The following is an 18,856-nucleotide window of genomic DNA, read 5'->3' on the forward strand; positions in this document are numbered from 1 at the left end:
GCCGGACTGAGCAAGAAAGACGAAAATCCATGGCGGAGTTGACGATCTCACCAGACGAAATCAAGGGAGCGATCGAGCAGTATGTCTCGTCGTTCGAAGCCGATGCCTCCCGTGACGAGGTGGGCATCGTCACCGACACCTCGGACGGCATCGCCCACGTGAGCGGGCTGCCCGGCGCGATGGCCAACGAGCTGTTGCAGTTCGAGGGCGGCGTGCTCGGCGTGGCCCTGAACCTCGACGAGGACGAGATCGGCGCGGTCATCCTCGGTGACTACGAGTCGCTCGAAGAGGGTCAGCAGGTCAGCCGTACCGGTGAGGTCCTGTCGGTCCCGGTCGGCGACAAGTTCCTCGGTCGCGTCGTCGACCCGCTCGGCGCCCCGATCGACGGCCTCGGCGACATCGAGGCCGACGAGCAGCGTGTGCTCGAGTTGCAGGCCGCCTCGGTGCTCGAACGACAGCCCGTCGAGGAGTCCCTCGCCACCGGCATCAAGGCCATCGACGCGATGACCGCGATCGGCCGCGGACAGCGTCAGCTCGTCATCGGCGACCGCAAGACCGGCAAGACCGCGGTCTGCATCGACGCCATCCTGAACCAGAAGGCCAACTGGGAGTCCGGCGATCCCGCCAAGCAGGTTCGCTGCATCTACGTCGCGATCGGCCAGAAGGGCTCCACCATCGCGGGCGTCAAGACCGCCCTCGAAGAGGCCGGCGCGATGGAGTACACCACCATCGTGGCGGCTCCTGCATCGGACTCGGCCGGCTTCAAGTGGCTCGCGCCGTACACCGGCTCGGCCATCGGCCAGCATTGGATGTACCAGGGCAAGCACGTGCTGATCGTGTTCGACGACCTCACCAAGCAGGCCGAGGCCTACCGCGCCATCTCGCTGCTGCTGCGCCGTCCGCCGGGCCGCGAGGCATACCCGGGTGACGTCTTCTACCTGCACTCCCGCCTGCTGGAGCGTTGCGCGAAGCTGTCCGACGAGATGGGTGGCGGCTCGATGACCGGTCTGCCGATCATCGAGACCAAGGCCAACGACGTCTCGGCGTTCATCCCGACCAACGTCATCTCGATCACCGACGGCCAGGTGTTCCTCGAGTCGGACCTGTTCAACAAGGGTGTCCGTCCGGCCATCAACGTCGGTACCTCGGTGTCGCGCGTCGGTGGTGCCGCCCAGACCAAGGGCCTGAAGAAGGTCTCCGGTTCGCTGCGTCTGGAACTGGCCCAGTTCCGTGAGCTCGAGGCGTTCTCGGCGTTCGCCTCCGACCTCGACGACGCGTCCAAGGCGCAGCTCGAGCGCGGCGCACGCTGGGTCGAGATGCTCAAGCAGGACCAGTACAGCCCGTTCTCGGTCGAGGACGAGATCGTGTCCATCTACCTCTGCGGTGAGGGCCACTACGACTCGGTCCCGGTCGACGATGTGCGCAACTTCGAGACGCAGCTGCTCAGCCATCTGCATCACGAGGCCAAGGGCGTCTACGACTCGATCGCCGGCGGCAAGGTGCTCTCCGAGGACCAGGCCGAGGCGCTGGTCGACGAGACCAACAAGTTCAAGAACAGCTACCTCACCCACGACGGCAAGCGCGTCGTGAACGAGGCCGAGGCCAAGGCGATGGACTCGGAGAGCGTCGAACACGAGCAGATCAAAGTCCGCAAGTGATGACGTCGTCCGGTAATCGTCCGAAGGAAGGGGTGAGGGCTCATGGCCAGCATTCGTGAGCTGCGCTCGCGCATCCGGTCGGTGAACTCGACGAAGAAGATCACCAAGGCCCAGGAGCTGATCGCGACCTCGCGCATCACCAAGGCGCAGGCGCGGGTGGCGGCGGCCAAGCCGTACTCCCACGAGATGACCGAGGTCCTCTCGGAGCTCGCCAGCAATGCCGGTTCGCTCGAGCATCCGTTGCTCGTCGAACGTGACGAGCCCAAACGTGCGGCGATCCTGATCGTCACCAGCGACCGCGGTATGTGCGGTGGCTACAACGCGAACGTGCTGCGCGCCGCGCGCGAGCTCATGGCGCTCGTGCGGGACGAGGGCAAGGAGCCGGTGCTGTTCGTGATGGGGCAGAAGGGCGTCGGGTTCTTCAGCTTCCGCGGTACCGAGATCGCCGATTCGTGGACCGGGTTCTCCCAGGCGCCCGACTACACCGACGCCGCCGCCGCCACCGGCTTCCTGGTGGATCTGTTCCTGGCCGGCTCCGGTGAGCAGGTGGACCGGCCCGACGGCGAGGGCACCCTCGAAGGCGTCGACGAACTGCACCTGGTGTACACGCGTTTCGTCTCGATGCTGACCCAGGCACCCGAGGTGCGCCGGGTGGCGCCGCTGGTGGTGTCGGAGGCCGACGCCGAGCAGGACGCCGAGATCCACACGCCGTCGCGCAACTACTCTTTCGAGCCGGCGCCGGAGGCTCTGCTCGACGCGTTGTTGCCCAAGTACGTGGCCACCCGCGTGTTTGCCGCGCTGCTGGACTCGGCGGCGTCGGAGTCGGCCGCGCGACGGACCGCGATGAAGGCGGCCACCGACAACGCCGAGGAACTGGCCACGTCGCTCTCCCGCGAGGCCAACCAGCTCCGCCAGGCGCAGATCACGCAGGAGATCAGCGAGATCGTCGGCGGCTCCAGCGCCCTGGCCAACTGACCTATCGACCCAAAGAGGAAGTGACCCAACGACAATGACTGCAGCAGTAACCTCTCCCACGGGGGCCGAGACGGGTTCGGCCGACGGCCGGGTCGTCCGCATCATCGGCCCCGTCGTCGACGTCGAGTTCCCGCGCGGCTCGATCCCAGATCTGTTCAACGCCCTGCACGCCGAGATCAAACTCGAAGCGGTGGCCAAGACGCTGACCCTCGAGGTCGCCCAGCACCTCGGTGACAACCTGGTCCGCACGATCTCCATGCAGCCGACCGACGGTCTGGTGCGTGGGGCCACGGTCAGCGACACCGGCAAGTCGATCGTCGTGCCTGTCGGCGACGTCGTGAAGGGTCACGTCTTCAACGCGCTCGGTGACTGCCTCGACACGCCGGGACTCGGCCGCGACGGCGAACAGTGGAGCATCCACCGCAAGCCGCCGGCCTTCGACGAACTCGAGGGCAAGACCGAGATCCTCGAGACCGGCATCAAGGTCATCGACCTGCTGACCCCGTACGTCAAGGGTGGCAAGATCGGTCTGTTCGGTGGCGCCGGTGTGGGCAAGACGGTGCTCATCCAGGAGATGATCACCCGTATCGCCCGCGAGTTCTCCGGCACATCGGTGTTCGCCGGCGTCGGTGAGCGCACCCGTGAGGGCACCGACCTCCACCTCGAGATGGAGGAGATGGGCGTTCTGCAGGACACCGCCCTGGTGTTCGGTCAGATGGACGAGCCGCCGGGCACCCGTATGCGCGTGGCCCTGTCGGCGCTGACCATGGCGGAGTACTTCCGCGATGTGAAGCACCAGGACGTGCTGCTGTTCATCGACAACATCTTCCGGTTCACCCAGGCCGGTTCGGAGGTCTCCACCCTGCTCGGCCGCATGCCGTCCGCGGTGGGTTACCAGCCGACCCTGGCCGACGAGATGGGTGAGCTGCAGGAGCGGATCACCTCGACCAGGGGTCGTTCGATCACCTCGCTGCAGGCCATCTACGTGCCCGCCGACGACTACACCGACCCGGCGCCGGCCACCACGTTCGCGCACCTCGATGCGACCACCGAGCTCTCGCGTCCGATTTCGCAGCTGGGTATCTACCCGGCGGTGGATCCGCTGACGTCGACCTCGCGCATCCTGGAGGCCTCGATCGTGGGTGACGAGCACTTCCGCGTCGCCAACGAGGTCAAGCGCATCCTGCAGAAGTACAAGGAACTGCAGGACATCATCGCCATCCTCGGTATGGATGAGCTCTCCGAAGAGGACAAGGTCACGGTGCAGCGCGCGCGCCGTATCCAGAAGTTCCTCGGACAGAACTTCCTGGTCGCGGAGAAGTTCACGGGACAGAAGGGCTCGGTCGTTCCGCTCGCCGACACCATCGAGGCCTTCGACCGGGTCTGCAAGGGTGAGTTCGATCACCTGCCCGAGCAGGCGTTCAACAGCTGCGGTGGCCTCGACGACGTGGAGGCAGCCGCCGCCAAGATCAGCGGAAAGTAGCGGACCACCATGGCAGAGAAGTCCTTTCACGTCGAGGTCGTCGCCGCCGACGACAGGCTCTACTCGGGTGAGGCGACCTTCGTCATCGCGCAGACCACCTCTGGTGAGCTGGGCGTGATGGCGAACCACGAACCACTGTTGGGCCAGCTGGTGCCCGGTGGTTTCGTGGTGGTCGTCGAGGAGGGCGGCAACCGCCGTTCGCTGGCCGTGCAGGGCGGTTTCCTGTCGGTGACGGGTGAGTCCGTGACGATCCTCGCTGAGTCGGCGCAGTGGTCCGACGGCATCGACGCCGCCGCCGAGCGTGCGGCGATGGAAGCCGCCGAACCGGGCACCGACGAGTACAACCGTGCTCATTCCCGCTTGGCCGCAGTCGAACACGCGGCCAAGTAGATCGATCGGTTCGACGGCCGGTCACCGCCTTGTGGCGGTGACCGGCCGTCGTCGTTCGAGCCGGATCGATCTGGCATGCTGGAAGCAGGAACAGGTCGCGATCGAGTCTCTCGACTCGTCGCCGGTGCGTGACAGCCCACGTGCCGGTCACAGCCCATGTCGGCCGTTTCCCGGAGGTTCGCCTGGTGTCGTTGGTTGCGGTCTTGCTCGGTGTCCTGTTGGTCGTCGCGCTGATCGTGTGTGTCCTGCTGGCCTATCGGTTGAGTCAACTGCGCAGGATGGGCACACCGGTGCTGCTGCGGCAGATTCCGGCTGCCGACGATGAGGGGTGGCGCCACGGGACCGTCCACTACAGTGACGACGCGCTGCGCTACTTTCGGCTCACCTCGCTACGGCCCGGTCCGACGCGCACGCTCGTGCGGCAGGCGATCGAGATCACCGATCGCCGACGGCCCTTCGGCTCCGAGGCAGACATCCTGGAGGGCATGATCGTCCTCGAGCTCGCTGCCGGAGCAGACGACCACGGCGGCGCATATGAGGTGGCGATGGCGCCCGGCGCGGTGACGGCGTTCCAGTCCTGGCTGGAATCGCGGCAGAACGAGCGATCCCAGCGGCGGCGCAGCGCCTGACCCCACACCGCCGACTGCCGACGGGCTAGATTCGGACCATGGCAGTTCATCTCACGCGCATCTACACGCGTACCGGAGACGACGGCACAACGGGTCTCAGCGATTTCTCCCGGGTGCCGAAAACCGACGTCCGGGTCGCCGCATACGCCGATTGCGACGAGGCCAACGCGGTGATCGGGATGGCGCTCGCGTTGGCCGACGAGGTTCCCGAGGAGATCGCGGTGGTGCTGGCGACCGTGCAGAACGACCTCTTCGACGCGGGGGCGGACCTGTCGACGCCGGTGGTCGAGAAGCCGGAGTATCCGCCGCTGCGGATCGAGCAGGGTTACATCGACGCAGTGGAGACGTGGTGCGACCGCTTCGGTGACGATCTGCCCGCGCTGGATTCCTTCATCCTGCCCGGCGGCTCGCAACTCAGCGCCGCGCTGCACCATGCCCGTACTGTCGCCCGTCGGGCCGAGCGCTCGGCCTGGGCAGCCGTCGACGCCGACCCGGATGCGACCAGCGTGCTGCCGGCGCGCTATCTCAACCGCCTGTCGGACCTACTGTTCATCCTGGCCCGGGTGGCGAACCGGCCGCCGTCGGGAACCGGCGACGTGAAGTGGGTGCCGGGCGGCGATCGTCCCCGTCCGCAGGCAGCACACCGGGTCCGCGGTCCGGGCGGAGTCACCGACCGCGACCGCTAAGGTGGCACCGTGAGTGATCGCTTTCTGGTGACCGGCGGTGCCCGCCTGTCCGGTGAGGTGTCCGTCGGTGGGGCCAAGAACAGTGTGCTGAAACTGATGGCCGCCGCGTTGCTGGCCGAGGGCACCACCACCCTGACCAATTCACCGGAGATCGCCGACGTGCCACTGATGGCCGACGTGTTGCGGGGGCTGGGTGCGGTGGTGTCGATCGACGGGGACACCGTGGTGATCGATGCACCGGCCGAACCGAAGTTCCACGCCGACTTCGATGCCGTCAAACAATTCCGCGCCTCGGTCTGCGTCCTCGGCCCGTTGATGGCGCGCTGTCATCGCGCGGTGGTGGCCCTGCCCGGTGGCGACGCGATCGGCTCCCGGCCCCTGGACATGCACCAGGCAGGTCTGCGTGCTCTCGGGGCGCACAGCTCCATCGAACACGGCTGCGTGGTGGCCGAGGCCGACGCCCTGGTGGGCGCTCCGGTGGCGCTGGAGTTCCCTTCGGTGGGGGCCACGGAGAACATCCTGATGGCGGCGGTGCTCGCCGAGGGGATCACCGTCATCGACAACGCCGCGCGCGAGCCGGAGATCGTGGATCTGTGCGTGATGCTCCAACAGATGGGCGCCCGGATCGACGGTGCGGGGACCTCCACTCTGACCGTGACCGGTGTGGAGCGACTCCACCCCACCACGCACCGGGTCGTCGGCGACCGGATCGTCGGCGCGACGTGGGGGATCGCCGCGGTGATGACGCGCGGTGACGTCACCGTGCATGGTGTGGCACCCGGCCACCTGCAGTTGGTGCTCAACAAGTTGCGCGATGCCGGTGCGACGGTGGAGGCGTTCGACACAGGTTTCCGGGTTCGTCAGGATCGTCGGCCGACCGCGGTGAATGTGTCGACGCTTCCGTTCCCCGGTTTCCCGACCGACCTGCAGCCGATGGCGATCGGTATGGCCGCGATCGCCGACGGGATGTCGGTGATCACCGAGAACGTGTTCGAGGCCCGTTTCCGATTCGTCGAGGAGATGGTGCGGCTCGGCGCCGACGCCCGTACCGACGGTCACCACGCGGTGCTGCGGGGTATCGATCAGCTCTCCAGCGCCCCGGTCTGGTGTTCGGACATTCGTGCGGGCGCCGGCCTGGTGCTGGCCGGACTGGTCGCCGACGGGGTGACCGAGGTGCACGATGTCGAGCACATCGATCGTGGCTATCCGCGTTTCGTGGAGAACCTGCGGCGACTCGGCGGGGAAATCGAGCGAGTGGGCGAGTGAGGTGACCTCGGACCACGGTCATCGCCCGCGGACCGATGACTCCGCGCGTACCGCACCGCCGGCTCCCGTCGACGTGGACATCGCTGCATGGTCGACGAGGTTCGACCTGCTGTCCGATCCGCATCGCCTCGAGATCCTCGTCGTCCTGCATCGGCGGCCGGGCATCATCGTGGGCGACCTCGCCGCGGCGGTGGGACGCACGGAGACCGCGGTATCCCAGGCACTGCGGGTCCTCCGACATCAGGGGTGGGTCAGCTCGACGCGACAGGGCCGGTCGGTGAGTTACCGACTCGATGACGAAACCGTCCATCAACTGTTGCATTGGATGGGTGCCGGCCACTCGTAGGGCAGCACCCCACCTGACCGAACGGCCAGTCTGTCCACTCGAACATCTGAATAAGTAGACAGATGTCATGGGTGTGCTTACGGTTCGACCATGTCCACGATGACACCCTCGTCCACGCCGGTGGCGATGCACATGAGCGACGGCATCATCGATGCGCCGACGTCTGCCCTGTTCGTGGTGATCGCGGTGGTCGGGTTGGCGCTGTGCGCCTGGCGTGCCCGCGCCGACCTCGATGAGAAGACCGTGCCGATGGCCGGCCTCGTCGCCGCGTTCATCTTCGCGGTCCAGATGATCAACTTCCCGATCCTGCCGGGGGTCAGTGGGCATCTGCTCGGTGGCGCGTTGGCCGCGATCCTGGTCGGGCCGTTCACCGGTGCGCTGTGTGTCGCCATCGTGCTGATCGTGCAGGCGCTGCTCTTCGCCGACGGTGGGGTCACGGCGCTGGGCGCGAACATCACGAACATGGCGCTGATCTCCACCGCGGTCGGCTACCTGGTGGCGGTCGGGATGGGCCTGCTGATCGCTCGCCCGTCCTGGACCGTCGGTCGTCTGGGAGTGGTGGCGTTCATCGCCGCACTCTGCGGAACACTCGCGGCCGCAACGGGATTCCTCGTCGAATACGCACTCGGCGGGGCCGCGACGCAATCGCTGACAGCCGTGGCGGGCTACATGTGGGGCACCCACGCCCTCATCGGGGTGGGGGAGGGACTCATCACGGCCGTCACCGTGATGGCGGTCGCCCGCGCCCGCCCCGATCTGGTGTATCTGCTCCGGCACCGGAGCCGGCCGGCGGTCGCGGACAGTGCGACGACGGGAGTCCACGCATGACCACCGCCGACCGTCCCCATCGCTCGAACCGGAAACTGTTCCTGGTGGCCTTCGGCCTGGTGCCACTCGTCATCGCCGGGGTCGTCTCCTACGCCGCGAGTTCCGCACCCGACGGCCTCGACTCGACGACGCTGCGCGGATGCGACACAACGGTCGTCGACGGAGCCGAAGAGCTGACCGGCACCTGCATCGCCCAGCACGCGACCGACCACGCGTTGGCCTCGTCGCCGCTGGCCGACTACTCGGTCGGTGGGATCGGGTACTCCAACGGGATCGCGGGCGTCATCGGTGTGCTGGTGACCCTCGCGGTGGCGGTCGGACTGTTCGTGCTGATCGGTAGGAGCCGAACCCGCCGACCCGCCACGACCCACGTCACCGGCGAGCGCTGATCCGAACGGCCTGACACCATGGGCGCCGGTCACACACATCCGCTCTACCGATCTGCCACGTCGGCGGTGCACCGGGCGCCGGTCGAGGTCAAGTTGGTATCGCTGGTGGTCTTCGTGTTCGCCGTGGTGGCGACGCCACGAGAACTGTTCTGGCCCTACGTTCTCTACGCGGCGATCCTGCTCGCGATCTGGCGGGTCGGCGCGATCCCGGTTCGGTGGATCCTGCCCCGGATGCTCATCGAGGTACCGTTCGTGGTGCTCGCGGTGTTGTTGCCCTTCTCCGAAGGTGGCGAACGCGTCGACGTGGCGGGTGTGTCCCTGTCGGTGGCGGGGCTGTATGCGGCGTGGGGGATCGTCATCAAGGGCACCCTCGGGGTGGCGGCGTCGTTGACCTTCGCATCCACCACCCCGGCCAGCGCCCTGCCGCTGGCGCTGACCCGGCTCGGTATGCCGGCCACCCTGACACCGGTGATCGTCATGATGTTGCGCTACGCGGATCTGTTGTCCGCGGAGATCCGCCGCATGCACATCGCGCGGCTGGCGCGCGGCGACTCGCCGCACACCCTCCATCAGGCCGGAGCGATCGCACGGGGGGTGGGGGCGCTGTTCCTGCGGTCCTACGAACGCGGCGAACGCGTGCATCTGGCCATGATGTCGCGCGGTTTCACCGGCGCGATACCGGAGATGCCCGGGGTCGCCGGATCGCCACGCGGCACCGCGCGCCAGTGGGTGGCGGTGACCTCGCCCGCGATGTGCGCTGTCATCATCGCCGTGATCTCTTGGGGGACAACATGATGAGCCGCTCGACGAAGCGTCCCGAGAATGGGCCGCCCACCGATATGGCGGTAGAGGTCGCCGGCGTCCGGTACACCTATCCGGACGGCCACCCGGCGCTCGACGGGGTGGACCTGACGATCCGCGCCGGTGAGCGGGTCGCGCTGCTCGGACCCAACGGTGCCGGCAAGACGACGCTGATGCTGCACCTCAACGGCGTGTTGACGCCGTCCGAGGGCAGCGTGTACATCCACGGGACCGGCGTCGACAAGAAGTCGTTGCGCGATGTCCGGCGACGGGTGGGCGTGGTCTTCCAGGACCCCGACGATCAACTCTTCATGCCGACCCTCGCCGAGGACGTGGCCTTCGGGCCCGCCAACTTCGGCGTCAGCGGACCCGCGCTGGCCGAACGGGTCGACGAGGCGCTGACCGTGGTCGGGATGTCCGAGCAGGCGGGGCGCAGTCCACATCATCTCTCCGGCGGCCAGCGTCGACGCGGGGCGCTGGCGTCGGTGCTGGCGTGCCGGCCCGACATCCTGGTGCTCGACGAGCCGTCGGCCAATCTCGACCCCGTGGCGCGTCGCGAACTCGCCGAGACGCTGATGGGTCTGGACACCACCATGATCGTGGTCACCCACGACCTGCCCTACGCCGCCCAGCTCTGCGAGCGCGCGGTGATCGTCGACGACGGCCGAATCGTCGCCGACGGCGCCATCCTCGACGTACTGGCCGACGCGGAGACACTCGCCCGGCATCGTCTGGAATTGCCGTGGGGTTTCGACGTCGCCACCATGCGTGCCCTGTCCGAACGGACAGGGGGCAGTGTGCCGACCGGATAGCCGGCCGGTGCCAACGGAGGGTTTGGTCTCGGAGACCTGTTGTCCGCCAGTGTGACGCGCGTAACGTCGCCGGTGCTCTCACCACCGATGTCGAAATCGCGCACGCGCAGGAGGACAGTCATCATGCAGGTCGACGAACTACTCAAACCGTTCCCCATCAAGGAGTTCCACCCCTTCCCGCGGGCGATGATGGGCCCAGGTGCCCACGAGATGATCGGTCCGGAGGCGCTCAAGCTGGGCTTCAAGCGCACCCTGGTGATGACCACCGGTCTGCGGGGCAGCGACACCGTCCACAAGATCGTCGAATCGTGCAAATACCACGGCCTCGAAGTGGTGCTGTTCGATCAGGTGGAGTCCAATCCCAAGGACTACAACGTGATGGACGCGGTATCGCTCTACAACTCCGAACAGTGCGACTCGTTCATCTCCATCGGCGGTGGATCGGCCCACGACGCCTGCAAGGGCGCGCGCATCTCCGTCGCGCACGACGGCCGCAACATCAACGAGTTCGAGGGCTTCAACAAGAGCGAGAACCCGAAGAACCCACCCCATATCGCGGTGTCCACGACCGCGGGCACGGGCTCGGAGACCTCCTGGGCCTACGTCATCACCGACACCACCACCGACCCGGACAAGCCGCACAAGTACGTGGCCTTCGACGACGCCTCGGTGACCACCCTCGCGATCGACGACCCGGTGCTCTACTACGACTGCCCGGTCGCGTTCACCGCCCAGTGCGGCTTCGACGTGCTCGCGCACGCCTCCGAACCGTACGTCTCGCGGTTGAACTTCCCGCCGTCGATGGGCAATGCGCTGCACGCGGTGCGCCTGACCGCCCGCCACCTGCGGGAGGCCACGTGGAATCCGACCGAGCTGGCCGGCCGCGAGGGCATGATGTACGCGCAGTACATCGCTGCGCAGGCCTTCAACTCCGGTGGGCTGGGCATCATCCACTCGATCAGCCACGCCGTCTCGGCCTTCTACGACACCCACCACGGGCTCAACAACGCGATCGCACTGCCGCGCGTGTGGGCATTCAACATGCCGGTGCTCTACGACCGCTTCGCCGATCTCGCCGAGGCGATGGGCGTCGACACCCACGGCATGACCAAGGTCCAGGCAGCCGATCAGGCGCTCAACGCCGCGATCCGACTGCTGCGCGACGTGGGTATCCCGGAGAAGTTCACCGACGTCACCCAGGACTCGCACATCAAGAACCGGCTCGGTCAGGGGCCCACCAAGTTCTACGAGAACCGCAAGGAGATCTCGGGTGCGTCGGACTCGATCGACGCGATCACCAATCACGTCCTCGGTGACGCCTGCACGCCGGGTAACCCGAAGGAGTGCACCTTCGAGACCGTCCGACCCGTCGTCGACCACGCCTTCAACGGCGATCTCGACGACCTGATCTCGTAGGGGTTCGCCAACCACTACGACGCAGGCGGGTGGCGAACCCACTGCCCCCGAACAGGGTTCGCCACCCGCCCGCATTCCACCGACCACCCCTGATCAGCGACACCCGTCCAAGAGAACCGGAGACACAGATGTCCGTGCAGTTCGCCGACGAGCCCGAGGAGTTCGAAGCGATGGGCCCAGATCCTTCGCGGTCCCTGCGGAGCGCACGAGGAACGAGCGAGCGTCACGAGGCACCGCCCTTCGCCGATGTCGCCGATGTGATCGAGAAGTTCTCCGCAGCAGGCTATCTCGCTGATCAGCGACTCGCCACGACGGTTTTCCTGCAGAGCCGACTGGACAAGCCGATTCTGCTCGAGGGACCCGCCGGCGTCGGCAAGACCCAGCTGGCCAAGACGCTCGCGGAGGTGACCGGGCGAGAACTGTTGCGGCTGCAGTGTTACGAGGGCCAGGACGAGACCACGGCACTCTACGAATGGGACTACGGCAAGCAGTTGCTGTACACCCAGGTGCTGCGCGAGAAGATCAGTCAGGTCGTCGAGGATGCCGCGACGCTGTCGGAGGCGGTCGACCGGATCGGTGCCGAGGAGAGTGTGTTCTTCTCCGAACGGTTTCTCGCGCCGCGTCCGCTACTGGAGGCCGTACGGTCCGAACGTCCGGTGGTGCTGCTCGTCGACGAGGTCGACCGTGCCGACGAAGCGTTGGAGGCGGTGCTGCTGGAGTTGCTGGCGGAGTATCAGGTCTCCGTCCCGGAGATCGGCACCTTCGTCGCCACCCATCAACCGATGATCGTGTTGACGTCCAACAACACTCGAGACCTGTCGGCCGCCCTCAAGCGGCGGTGCCTGCACCTGTCGCTGGACTATCCCGATGCCCCGCGGGAACTCGAGATCATCAAGTCCAAGGACACGGGGTTGCCGGAGACGTTGGCCACCCAGCTCGTGCAGATCGTGCGCGGGCTACGTGAGCTGGATCTACGCAAGGCGCCCAGCATCTCCGAGGCGATCGACTGGGCGCGGACCCTCGCCGTACTCGGCGCCGACGATCTCACCGCCGAGATACTCGCCGACACCGCCAACGTCGTCGTCAAGTACGACCGCGATCTGACCCGGGCGATCGATGCCATCCCGCGACTGGTCGATCCCAACGCCGAGGTGCCCGAGCATCTGCACGGCCACTCGCATGATCACGGGCACTCGCATGACCACGGCCACTCCCATGACCACTCACATGACCACGATGAGAACTCCGGACCGGCCCGCCGCGCCGCCAAGGATCAGCCGGGGCGCCACGGCGAGGACTATTACGGATCGCCGGGTGCGCGCAGCGAGGCCGGCACCAAGGGGGGCGTGAGTCCGGGGCAGGGCAGCCGGTCGTTCCAGCGTCGAGGCGGCACCGGCAAGCGGCCGTTCTAGGCGGGCGCGATGGAAGGAGCACTGCACCGGTTCGTCCGGTTGCTACGACTGCACGGGATACGCATCGGCGTGTCCGAGGCGATGGATGCCATGCGGGCCACCGCGACCCCGGAGATCCTCGCCGATCGTGAACTATTGCGGTCGGCACTCGAGGTGTGCCTGGTCAAGGACCGCCGCGACGAGGACACCTTCAACGAGGTCTTCGACCGGTTCTTCGGGTTGCGCGCCGTGGTCGACCGCGATGACGGACACGGACACTCGCACAGCCACGATGATCTCAGTGACACCGGTGAACTCGAGGAGTACACGCTGTCCGAGGACGTCAGCGAGACGCCGCAGCAGGGGCACAGTCACGGACCGCCATCCAACATCCGGCAGTACTTCGACCCCGAGGATCTCGCCGAGCAGTACAACCTGCATCAGGAGGCCAACAAACTCGACATGGCCTCGTTGACCGACGAGATCGTGCTGTCTGCCGACGAGGTGCCCAACTCGGAGGCCGCTGCGCGCGTACAACTCACGGTGTCCCGGCTGCACAACCCCGGCCGTCCGGGCGATCTCGTCGCCGGCACGCCGACCGAGCTGGATGCGGAGCTGTCGGTCGCCCAGGAGATGGCGCTGCTGGACTGGCTCGACAGCGACGAACCCGCCGGTGGGCAACCCGACGCCGAGGAACTGGCCGCGCTGCGGCGCGCGTTGGCCGGTCTGCTCGACGGATTGCCGGAGAAGTTGCGTGACCACCTCGAGCAACTGATGGCCACCGATCACGAGCTGGAGAGCCGCGAGATCAAGGCGTCGGTGCGTGAGGTGATCCACGAACAGGAGCGCGCCAGCCTGGAGGAGTCGATCCGGCGCCTGATCCGCAGCCTGCACGGAGCGCCGCGCGCTCGCCGCACACTCGCCGCACGCGGCACCGTCGACGCGGCGCGCACCATGCGGGCGAATCTGCGTTACGACGGGGTGCCGTTCCGGCCCATCACCGTCGCCAAGGTCACCGACCGGCCGAGCCTGCTGGTCCTGGCCGATGTGTCGCTGTCGGTGCGTACGGCCGCGCGCTTCACGCTGCAGCTCGTGCACGGGTTGCAGAGCATGGTCGCCCACGTGCGATCATTCGCGTTCGTCGCCGACCTCGTCGAGATCACCGACCTGTTCGCCGAGCACCCGCCGGAAGAGGCGTTGTCGCTTGTGGTGTCGGGCCTACCCGCCGGGGGTGTGCTCGACACCGACGCCGATTCCGACTACGGGCATGCGCTGGCCACCTTCCTCGAGGAGTTCGGCGGCGCGGTCAACCGACGGACCACCGTGATCATCCTCGGGGACGGCCGGACCAACGGCCGGGACCCGAACCTGGCCGCGTTCGAGGAGATCACCCGGCGTGCGCGCGAGACGATCTGGATCACGCCCGAGCCCAGCTATTCCTGGGGCCTGGGCTCGTGTGATCTGCCCGCCTACGCAACGATGTGCGACCGGGTCCACGTCGTCCATGACCTGTCCGAGTTGGAACAGGTGTCGGTCGACGCGAGCGGTGCCTGAACGGTGATCGCCCGCGTAGGATCGCGATCAGACAACCGGCGTTGGGACGGGTGAGGTGACGTGGCAACCGAGGCTGGCGCGATGATGACGCGCACCGGCGTGCGGATCGCCAAGTTCCATACCCCGGAGATCATCATCGGACACGGGTCGTTGGCCGAGGTGCCGCGTGCCGCCGAAGGTCTGGGCGTCCGGCGCCTGATGATCGTCTCCGATCGACCCCTGATGGCCACGCCCTGGTACTCAGAACTCTGTGATCGCCTGCGATCCTCGGGACAGCAGGTGTACTCGTTCACCGGGGTGTCGCCGAATCCGCGTGCACCGGAGGTGTCCGCTGCGCTCGAGCACTACGAATCGGCTCGCTGCGAAGGCATTGTCGCCCTCGGCGGGGGATCGGTGATCGACGCGGCCAAAGGCGTGGCCGTCCTCGCCGCGAACGGCGGACACATCCTGGAGTACGAGGGCATCGACCGGGCGCGCCGTCCGTTGCCTCCGCTGGTCGCCGCCCCTACCACGGCCGGCAGCGGGTCGGACGTCTCCCAGTTCTGCATCATCAACGACGTCGACCGGCGGACCAAGGTCACCATCGTCGGTCGGGGGTTGGTTCCCGACGTCTCGGTCATCGACCCGAGGGTGCTGGCGACGCTACCGCCGCGGGTCGTCGCGCAATCGGGGATGGATGCGATCACCCACTGCATCGAGGCCTACGCATCGGTTGCGCACAATCGCCTGACCGACATCGCCGCGCGGTCGGCGATCGGCACGGCCTGGCGCAGCCTCGAGCGACTGGTGGACGACCCGGGTGACAGCCAGGCGGGGCTGGACATGGCCTACGCCGCACTCGAAGCCGGAATGGCGTTCACCAACGCCATTCTCGGCGCCACCCACGCGATGAGCCATCCGGTCGGCGGACTGTGCGACGCACCGCACGGCGCGATCAACGCGGTGCTGCTGCCGCACGTGATCCGCTACAACGCCGATGCCGACCCGCAACCGTATGTCGAACTCGCCGAAGCGGTGGGAATCGCCGCCGCGTCGTCGGCGCATGCGACCGCCGAGCGGTTCGCCACGCGGGTCGCCGACCTCGCCGCGCGCGTGGGCCTGCCCGGGGCGCTGGCACCGCTCGGCGTTCGCCGCGAGCACCTTGCCGTGCTCACAACCCATGCGTTGGCCGACGCGTGCATGACCACCAACCCGCGGACACCGACCGCCGACGACGTCGAGCGGATGTACGAGGACGCGTTGTGATGGCCGGTTACCGGGCCCCCGCATCGAACTCGGTCGATCCACTGATCGACGGACACTCCGGCCGCGACACCGCCGGCGGTCCCGACGACCGACTCGACTCCCTGGTCGGACTGCATTCGGTCAAAGGGTCGCATTACGCCCAGTTCCGGGGAGTGGAACAACGCCTGTCGCGGGTCGTCGACGCGCTGGACCGCATCTCGCGGGCCCTCGTGCAGACGGCCGAGGGACCCGAGAACCTGGTGCTGTCGGTCGTCCGTGCAGCCCAAGAACATCTGGATGCGGAGTGGGTCGTGTTCGCGCTCTGTGACGGTGAGCTGGACCGGACCGGACCCCGGCACCTGATGATGACGCACGACGGCACGATCCTCGCCTTCGAGGGTGTGCAGGTGGCGCGAACGCCGAGTCACCTGCCCGACGACGTGCTGAACCGACTCAACGACATACTGCGCAACCAGATGGACCGGCTGATGCGCCCGGTGGTCGACGATCACCACCTGCATGTGCCGATGCACCTCGACGGGCGGGTCGTCGGGGGACTGTCGGCGTGGACACCGGCCGACAAGCCGGTGGATTCCTCGGACCTGGTCGTGATGCGGATCCTGGCACGCCAGGCGGCCGTCGCATTGCTGAACGCCGCGCTGCTCGAAGAGAGTCGCCACCAGCTCACACGTGCCGAACACGCCTACGCCAAGGCCTCGGAACAGGCTCGCGATCTCGCCGCGCGCAATCTGGAGCTCGAGCGCACCCAGCGTGAGCTCTCGGCCGCCATGCGACAGCGTCTCATCGTGGAGGAACGTGAGCGCATCGCTCGGGAACTGCATGACTCGGTGACCCAGTCCGTGCTGTCGGCAGGTATGCAGATCGAGGTGTGCCGAATCGACGCCGAACCGCGCACGGCGGAGCGCCTCGAAGTGGCCGGTCGACTCACCCGTGATGCGGTCGAACAGCTGCGTTCGGTGATCTATGCACTCAACCAGTCGCCGACGGTCAACGAGCTGAGTCTCGGCGAGGTGCTCGACGGACTGTGCTCGATGCACATGCCCGCCGATCTGGAGACCGAGGTGCGGGTGGTGGGGCGGCCGCGGGACCTGCCCGATGAGATCCAGCACGCCATCCTGCGAATCGCCGGCGAGGCGCTGTTCAACACCGCGGTCCACGCCGAGGCGGCGTCGGCGCGGCTGACGCTCACCTATGGGGACGACCGGATCTCGCTGAGCATCGACGACGACGGTGCCGGGGACCCGGCACACATGCGCAAGGTGTTGCGCGCTGCCACGCTCGGCGACCTGGCGGGACGTCATCGTGGACTGGCCAACATGGCCACCCGGGCGGAGGAACTCGACGGCAGCCTGCGCATCCGGCGTTCGCGGCTCGGTGGCGTCCGTATCGGCGTCGAGATCCCGGTGACCGGCACGGCGAGCACCGGCGCGGGCACGAAGGAGGCACCATGACAGCACCGGAAACCACGGCGGTCCGCACCATGCTGGTCGACGATCATGCGCTGCTTCGCGAAGGTATCCGATCGCTGCTCGATCGGGAGTCATCGATCGCGGTGGTGGGTGAGGCGGATTCGTACGAGAACGCACTGGCCGAGGTCGCCAGGTGCCGCCCGGATGTGGTGGTCGTCGATCTCAAGCTCACCGCCGGAACGGAATACGAGGGTTTGCGACTGATCGGCGAGATCGCGCAGCGCCACCCGGGGGTGGCCGCGCTGGTGTTGACCACCTTTCTGGACGACGACCTGGTGGTCCGCGCGGTCAAGGCCGGGGCGCGGGGATATGTGGTCAAGGATGTAGACACCACCGAACTGGTCCGCGCGATTCAAGCGGTATCCGGAGGCGGCAGCGCCTTCGACCCGCGTAGCGCCGCAATCGTGCTCCGGACGGTGTCCGGGGAGGGCGGCGTCTCGGAGGGGTTGACCGAGCGGGAGCGGGAGGTGCTGCGGCTGCTCGCCGACGGGATGTCGAACAAACGCATCGGGCAGACGCTCTACATCTCCGAGTCGACGGTGAAGTTCCACATCCGCAATATCATTCGCAAACTCGGGGTCACCAAACGGACCGACGCGGTGTACATCGCCAGCAAGCGGGGTCTGATCTGATCACTCGGCGGCCCGGCCCGGGGTCAGGACCATCCAGCCGCCGTGATCGTCGAAGAACTCGGCACCCGAGTGATTCACGCGGCTGGACCACTGCCGCAGGTGGTGTTCGGTCAACTGCTGTCGATGCCCGAAATGCTCGCTGGGCCGCTCCTCGTAGGGCACCGCGACGACGACACGTCGTCGCGCGACCCGCAACGCTTCGGTGAGCGCGTCGCGGACGCTGTCGTCCTCGAGGTGTTCGAGCAGGTGGATGAGCGTCACCGTGTCGACCGATCCGGTGTCGAACGGCAGGGCGGTCGCGTCCCCGACAACCGCGGTGACGGCGTCACCCCGTCTGCGCGCGGCCGAGCGCAGCAGGGAGATCGCGCCGGAAGAGATGTCGCAGGCGTGCACTCGGTGCCCGTCGCCCGCGCACTGGAGTGCGAAGAATCCGAAGCACGACCCGACCTCGAGCACGCTGGCGCCGACCACCAGTGACCTGGCCCGACGATGGATCGGCGCAAAGGGCGAGCGCCCGCCGGCCAGCTCCGCGAGCGAATTGTCGTAGAACGCCGCCCAGGCGCGGTCCTCGTCGGGTGCCGATGTGCGAATGACTCCGAGAGCGGCTTCCTCGAAGTCGTGCTGCCCGGCGAGTACCCCGCGATCGACGAGACACTGCAGGCCGTCGATCATCGCTGCGTCGCTGATCGACGACGTATCCAGCCGATGGATGATCTCGACACCGTCGACACACGGTCGCCAGGCGAACCGACCACACGCGATGAAGCCGGCGGGGATGCAACTGACGCGGCGTACCGCCACGCGAGACCGCGGCGGGTCGACGCAATCGAGCAAAGTCATGTCCTCACGCTAGAAACGGACGTGACCTGCGGTAACTGCCCATCAA

Annotated in this window: 19 protein-coding genes; 18 read left to right on the forward strand and 1 reads right to left on the reverse strand. The window is 67.3% G+C overall.

Features of this window, described 5'->3' with window-relative positions:
* The first annotated feature begins 29 nt into the window (after positions 1 to 29).
* The 18 genes from atpA to NWF22_RS19740 all read left to right on the forward strand — a co-directional run bounded on the left by atpA (position 30) and on the right by NWF22_RS19740 (position 17,970).
* Entirely contained in the window at positions 30 to 1,658 is a 1,629-nt protein-coding gene (atpA, locus tag NWF22_RS19655; protein WP_160903336.1) for a F0F1 ATP synthase subunit alpha, read from the forward strand.
* Positions 1,659 to 1,700: 42 nt separating this feature from the next.
* Positions 1,701 to 2,633 carry a F0F1 ATP synthase subunit gamma gene (locus tag NWF22_RS19660; RefSeq protein WP_160903337.1) on the forward strand — a complete coding sequence of 311 codons (933 nt, stop codon included), beginning with the start codon at positions 1,701 to 1,703 and terminating at the stop codon, positions 2,631 to 2,633.
* Positions 2,634 to 2,667: 34 nt separating this feature from the next.
* Positions 2,668 to 4,116 (forward strand): F0F1 ATP synthase subunit beta, encoded by a 1,449-nt coding sequence (gene atpD, locus NWF22_RS19665; protein ID WP_160903338.1) that lies wholly within the window; start codon positions 2,668 to 2,670, stop codon positions 4,114 to 4,116.
* Positions 4,117 to 4,125: 9 nt separating this feature from the next.
* Positions 4,126 to 4,506, forward strand: coding sequence for a F0F1 ATP synthase subunit epsilon (locus tag NWF22_RS19670; RefSeq protein ID WP_160903339.1), 381 nt, complete (start codon positions 4,126 to 4,128; stop codon positions 4,504 to 4,506).
* A 185-nt stretch (positions 4,507 to 4,691) separates the two neighbouring features.
* A complete protein-coding gene (locus tag NWF22_RS19675) occupies positions 4,692 to 5,135 on the forward strand; it encodes a DUF2550 domain-containing protein (RefSeq protein WP_160903340.1) in 444 nt (147 codons plus the stop codon).
* Positions 5,136 to 5,173: 38 nt separating this feature from the next.
* Positions 5,174 to 5,821 carry a cob(I)yrinic acid a,c-diamide adenosyltransferase gene (locus NWF22_RS19680; protein WP_160903341.1) on the forward strand — a complete coding sequence of 216 codons (648 nt, stop codon included), beginning with the start codon at positions 5,174 to 5,176 and terminating at the stop codon, positions 5,819 to 5,821.
* Positions 5,822 to 5,830: 9 nt separating this feature from the next.
* On the forward strand, positions 5,831 to 7,087 hold the full coding sequence (gene murA / locus NWF22_RS19685; RefSeq protein ID WP_160903342.1) for a UDP-N-acetylglucosamine 1-carboxyvinyltransferase: 1,257 nt from the start codon (positions 5,831 to 5,833) through the stop codon (positions 7,085 to 7,087).
* Between the two features lie 73 nt (positions 7,088 to 7,160).
* A complete protein-coding gene (locus NWF22_RS19690; protein WP_160903418.1) occupies positions 7,161 to 7,433 on the forward strand; it encodes an ArsR/SmtB family transcription factor in 273 nt (90 codons plus the stop codon).
* Positions 7,434 to 7,523: 90 nt separating this feature from the next.
* Entirely contained in the window at positions 7,524 to 8,261 is a 738-nt protein-coding gene (locus tag NWF22_RS19695; RefSeq protein ID WP_160903343.1) for an energy-coupling factor ABC transporter permease, read from the forward strand.
* Positions 8,258 to 8,650 carry a PDGLE domain-containing protein gene (locus tag NWF22_RS19700; protein WP_160903344.1) on the forward strand — a complete coding sequence of 131 codons (393 nt, stop codon included), beginning with the start codon at positions 8,258 to 8,260 and terminating at the stop codon, positions 8,648 to 8,650. Before NWF22_RS19695 ends, NWF22_RS19700 begins: the two co-directional genes overlap by 4 nt.
* An 18-nt stretch (positions 8,651 to 8,668) precedes the next feature.
* Positions 8,669 to 9,445, forward strand: a complete 777-nt coding sequence (cbiQ, locus tag NWF22_RS19705) for a cobalt ECF transporter T component CbiQ (protein ID WP_160903345.1) — start codon at positions 8,669 to 8,671, stop codon at positions 9,443 to 9,445.
* Positions 9,446 to 9,489: 44 nt separating this feature from the next.
* Positions 9,490 to 10,263, forward strand: a complete 774-nt coding sequence (locus tag NWF22_RS19710) for an energy-coupling factor ABC transporter ATP-binding protein (protein ID WP_160903419.1) — start codon at positions 9,490 to 9,492, stop codon at positions 10,261 to 10,263.
* 123 nt (positions 10,264 to 10,386) lie between these two features.
* On the forward strand, positions 10,387 to 11,679 hold the full coding sequence (gene mdo / locus NWF22_RS19715; protein WP_160903346.1) for an NDMA-dependent methanol dehydrogenase: 1,293 nt from the start codon (positions 10,387 to 10,389) through the stop codon (positions 11,677 to 11,679).
* 128 nt (positions 11,680 to 11,807) lie between these two features.
* The gene (locus tag NWF22_RS19720) at positions 11,808 to 13,091 is read left to right on the forward strand and encodes an AAA family ATPase (protein ID WP_233751283.1); all 1,284 of its coding nucleotides are present in this window, start codon (positions 11,808 to 11,810) and stop codon (positions 13,089 to 13,091) included.
* 9 nt (positions 13,092 to 13,100) lie between these two features.
* On the forward strand, positions 13,101 to 14,624 hold the full coding sequence (locus tag NWF22_RS19725) for a VWA domain-containing protein (RefSeq protein WP_160903347.1): 1,524 nt from the start codon (positions 13,101 to 13,103) through the stop codon (positions 14,622 to 14,624).
* 84 nt (positions 14,625 to 14,708) lie between these two features.
* On the forward strand, positions 14,709 to 15,869 hold the full coding sequence (locus NWF22_RS19730) for an iron-containing alcohol dehydrogenase (protein ID WP_160903421.1): 1,161 nt from the start codon (positions 14,709 to 14,711) through the stop codon (positions 15,867 to 15,869).
* A complete protein-coding gene (locus NWF22_RS19735; RefSeq protein WP_160903348.1) occupies positions 15,869 to 17,320 on the forward strand; it encodes a MadS family sensor histidine kinase in 1,452 nt (483 codons plus the stop codon). The genes NWF22_RS19730 and NWF22_RS19735 overlap by 1 nt, the downstream gene beginning before the upstream one ends.
* Positions 17,317 to 17,970 carry a MadR family response regulator transcription factor gene (locus tag NWF22_RS19740; protein ID WP_160903349.1) on the forward strand — a complete coding sequence of 218 codons (654 nt, stop codon included), beginning with the start codon at positions 17,317 to 17,319 and terminating at the stop codon, positions 17,968 to 17,970. Before NWF22_RS19735 ends, NWF22_RS19740 begins: the two co-directional genes overlap by 4 nt.
* Here the strand turns inward: NWF22_RS19740 and mftM are convergent, their stop codons facing one another.
* Positions 17,971 to 18,810, reverse strand: a complete 840-nt coding sequence (mftM, locus tag NWF22_RS19745; protein WP_160903350.1) for a mycofactocin oligosaccharide methyltransferase MftM — start codon at positions 18,808 to 18,810, stop codon at positions 17,971 to 17,973.
* Positions 18,811 to 18,856 lie beyond the last annotated feature (46 nt).

The sequence above is a fragment of the Gordonia mangrovi genome, assembly GCF_024734075.1.
Classification (GTDB): Bacteria; Actinomycetota; Actinomycetes; order Mycobacteriales; family Mycobacteriaceae; genus Gordonia; species Gordonia mangrovi.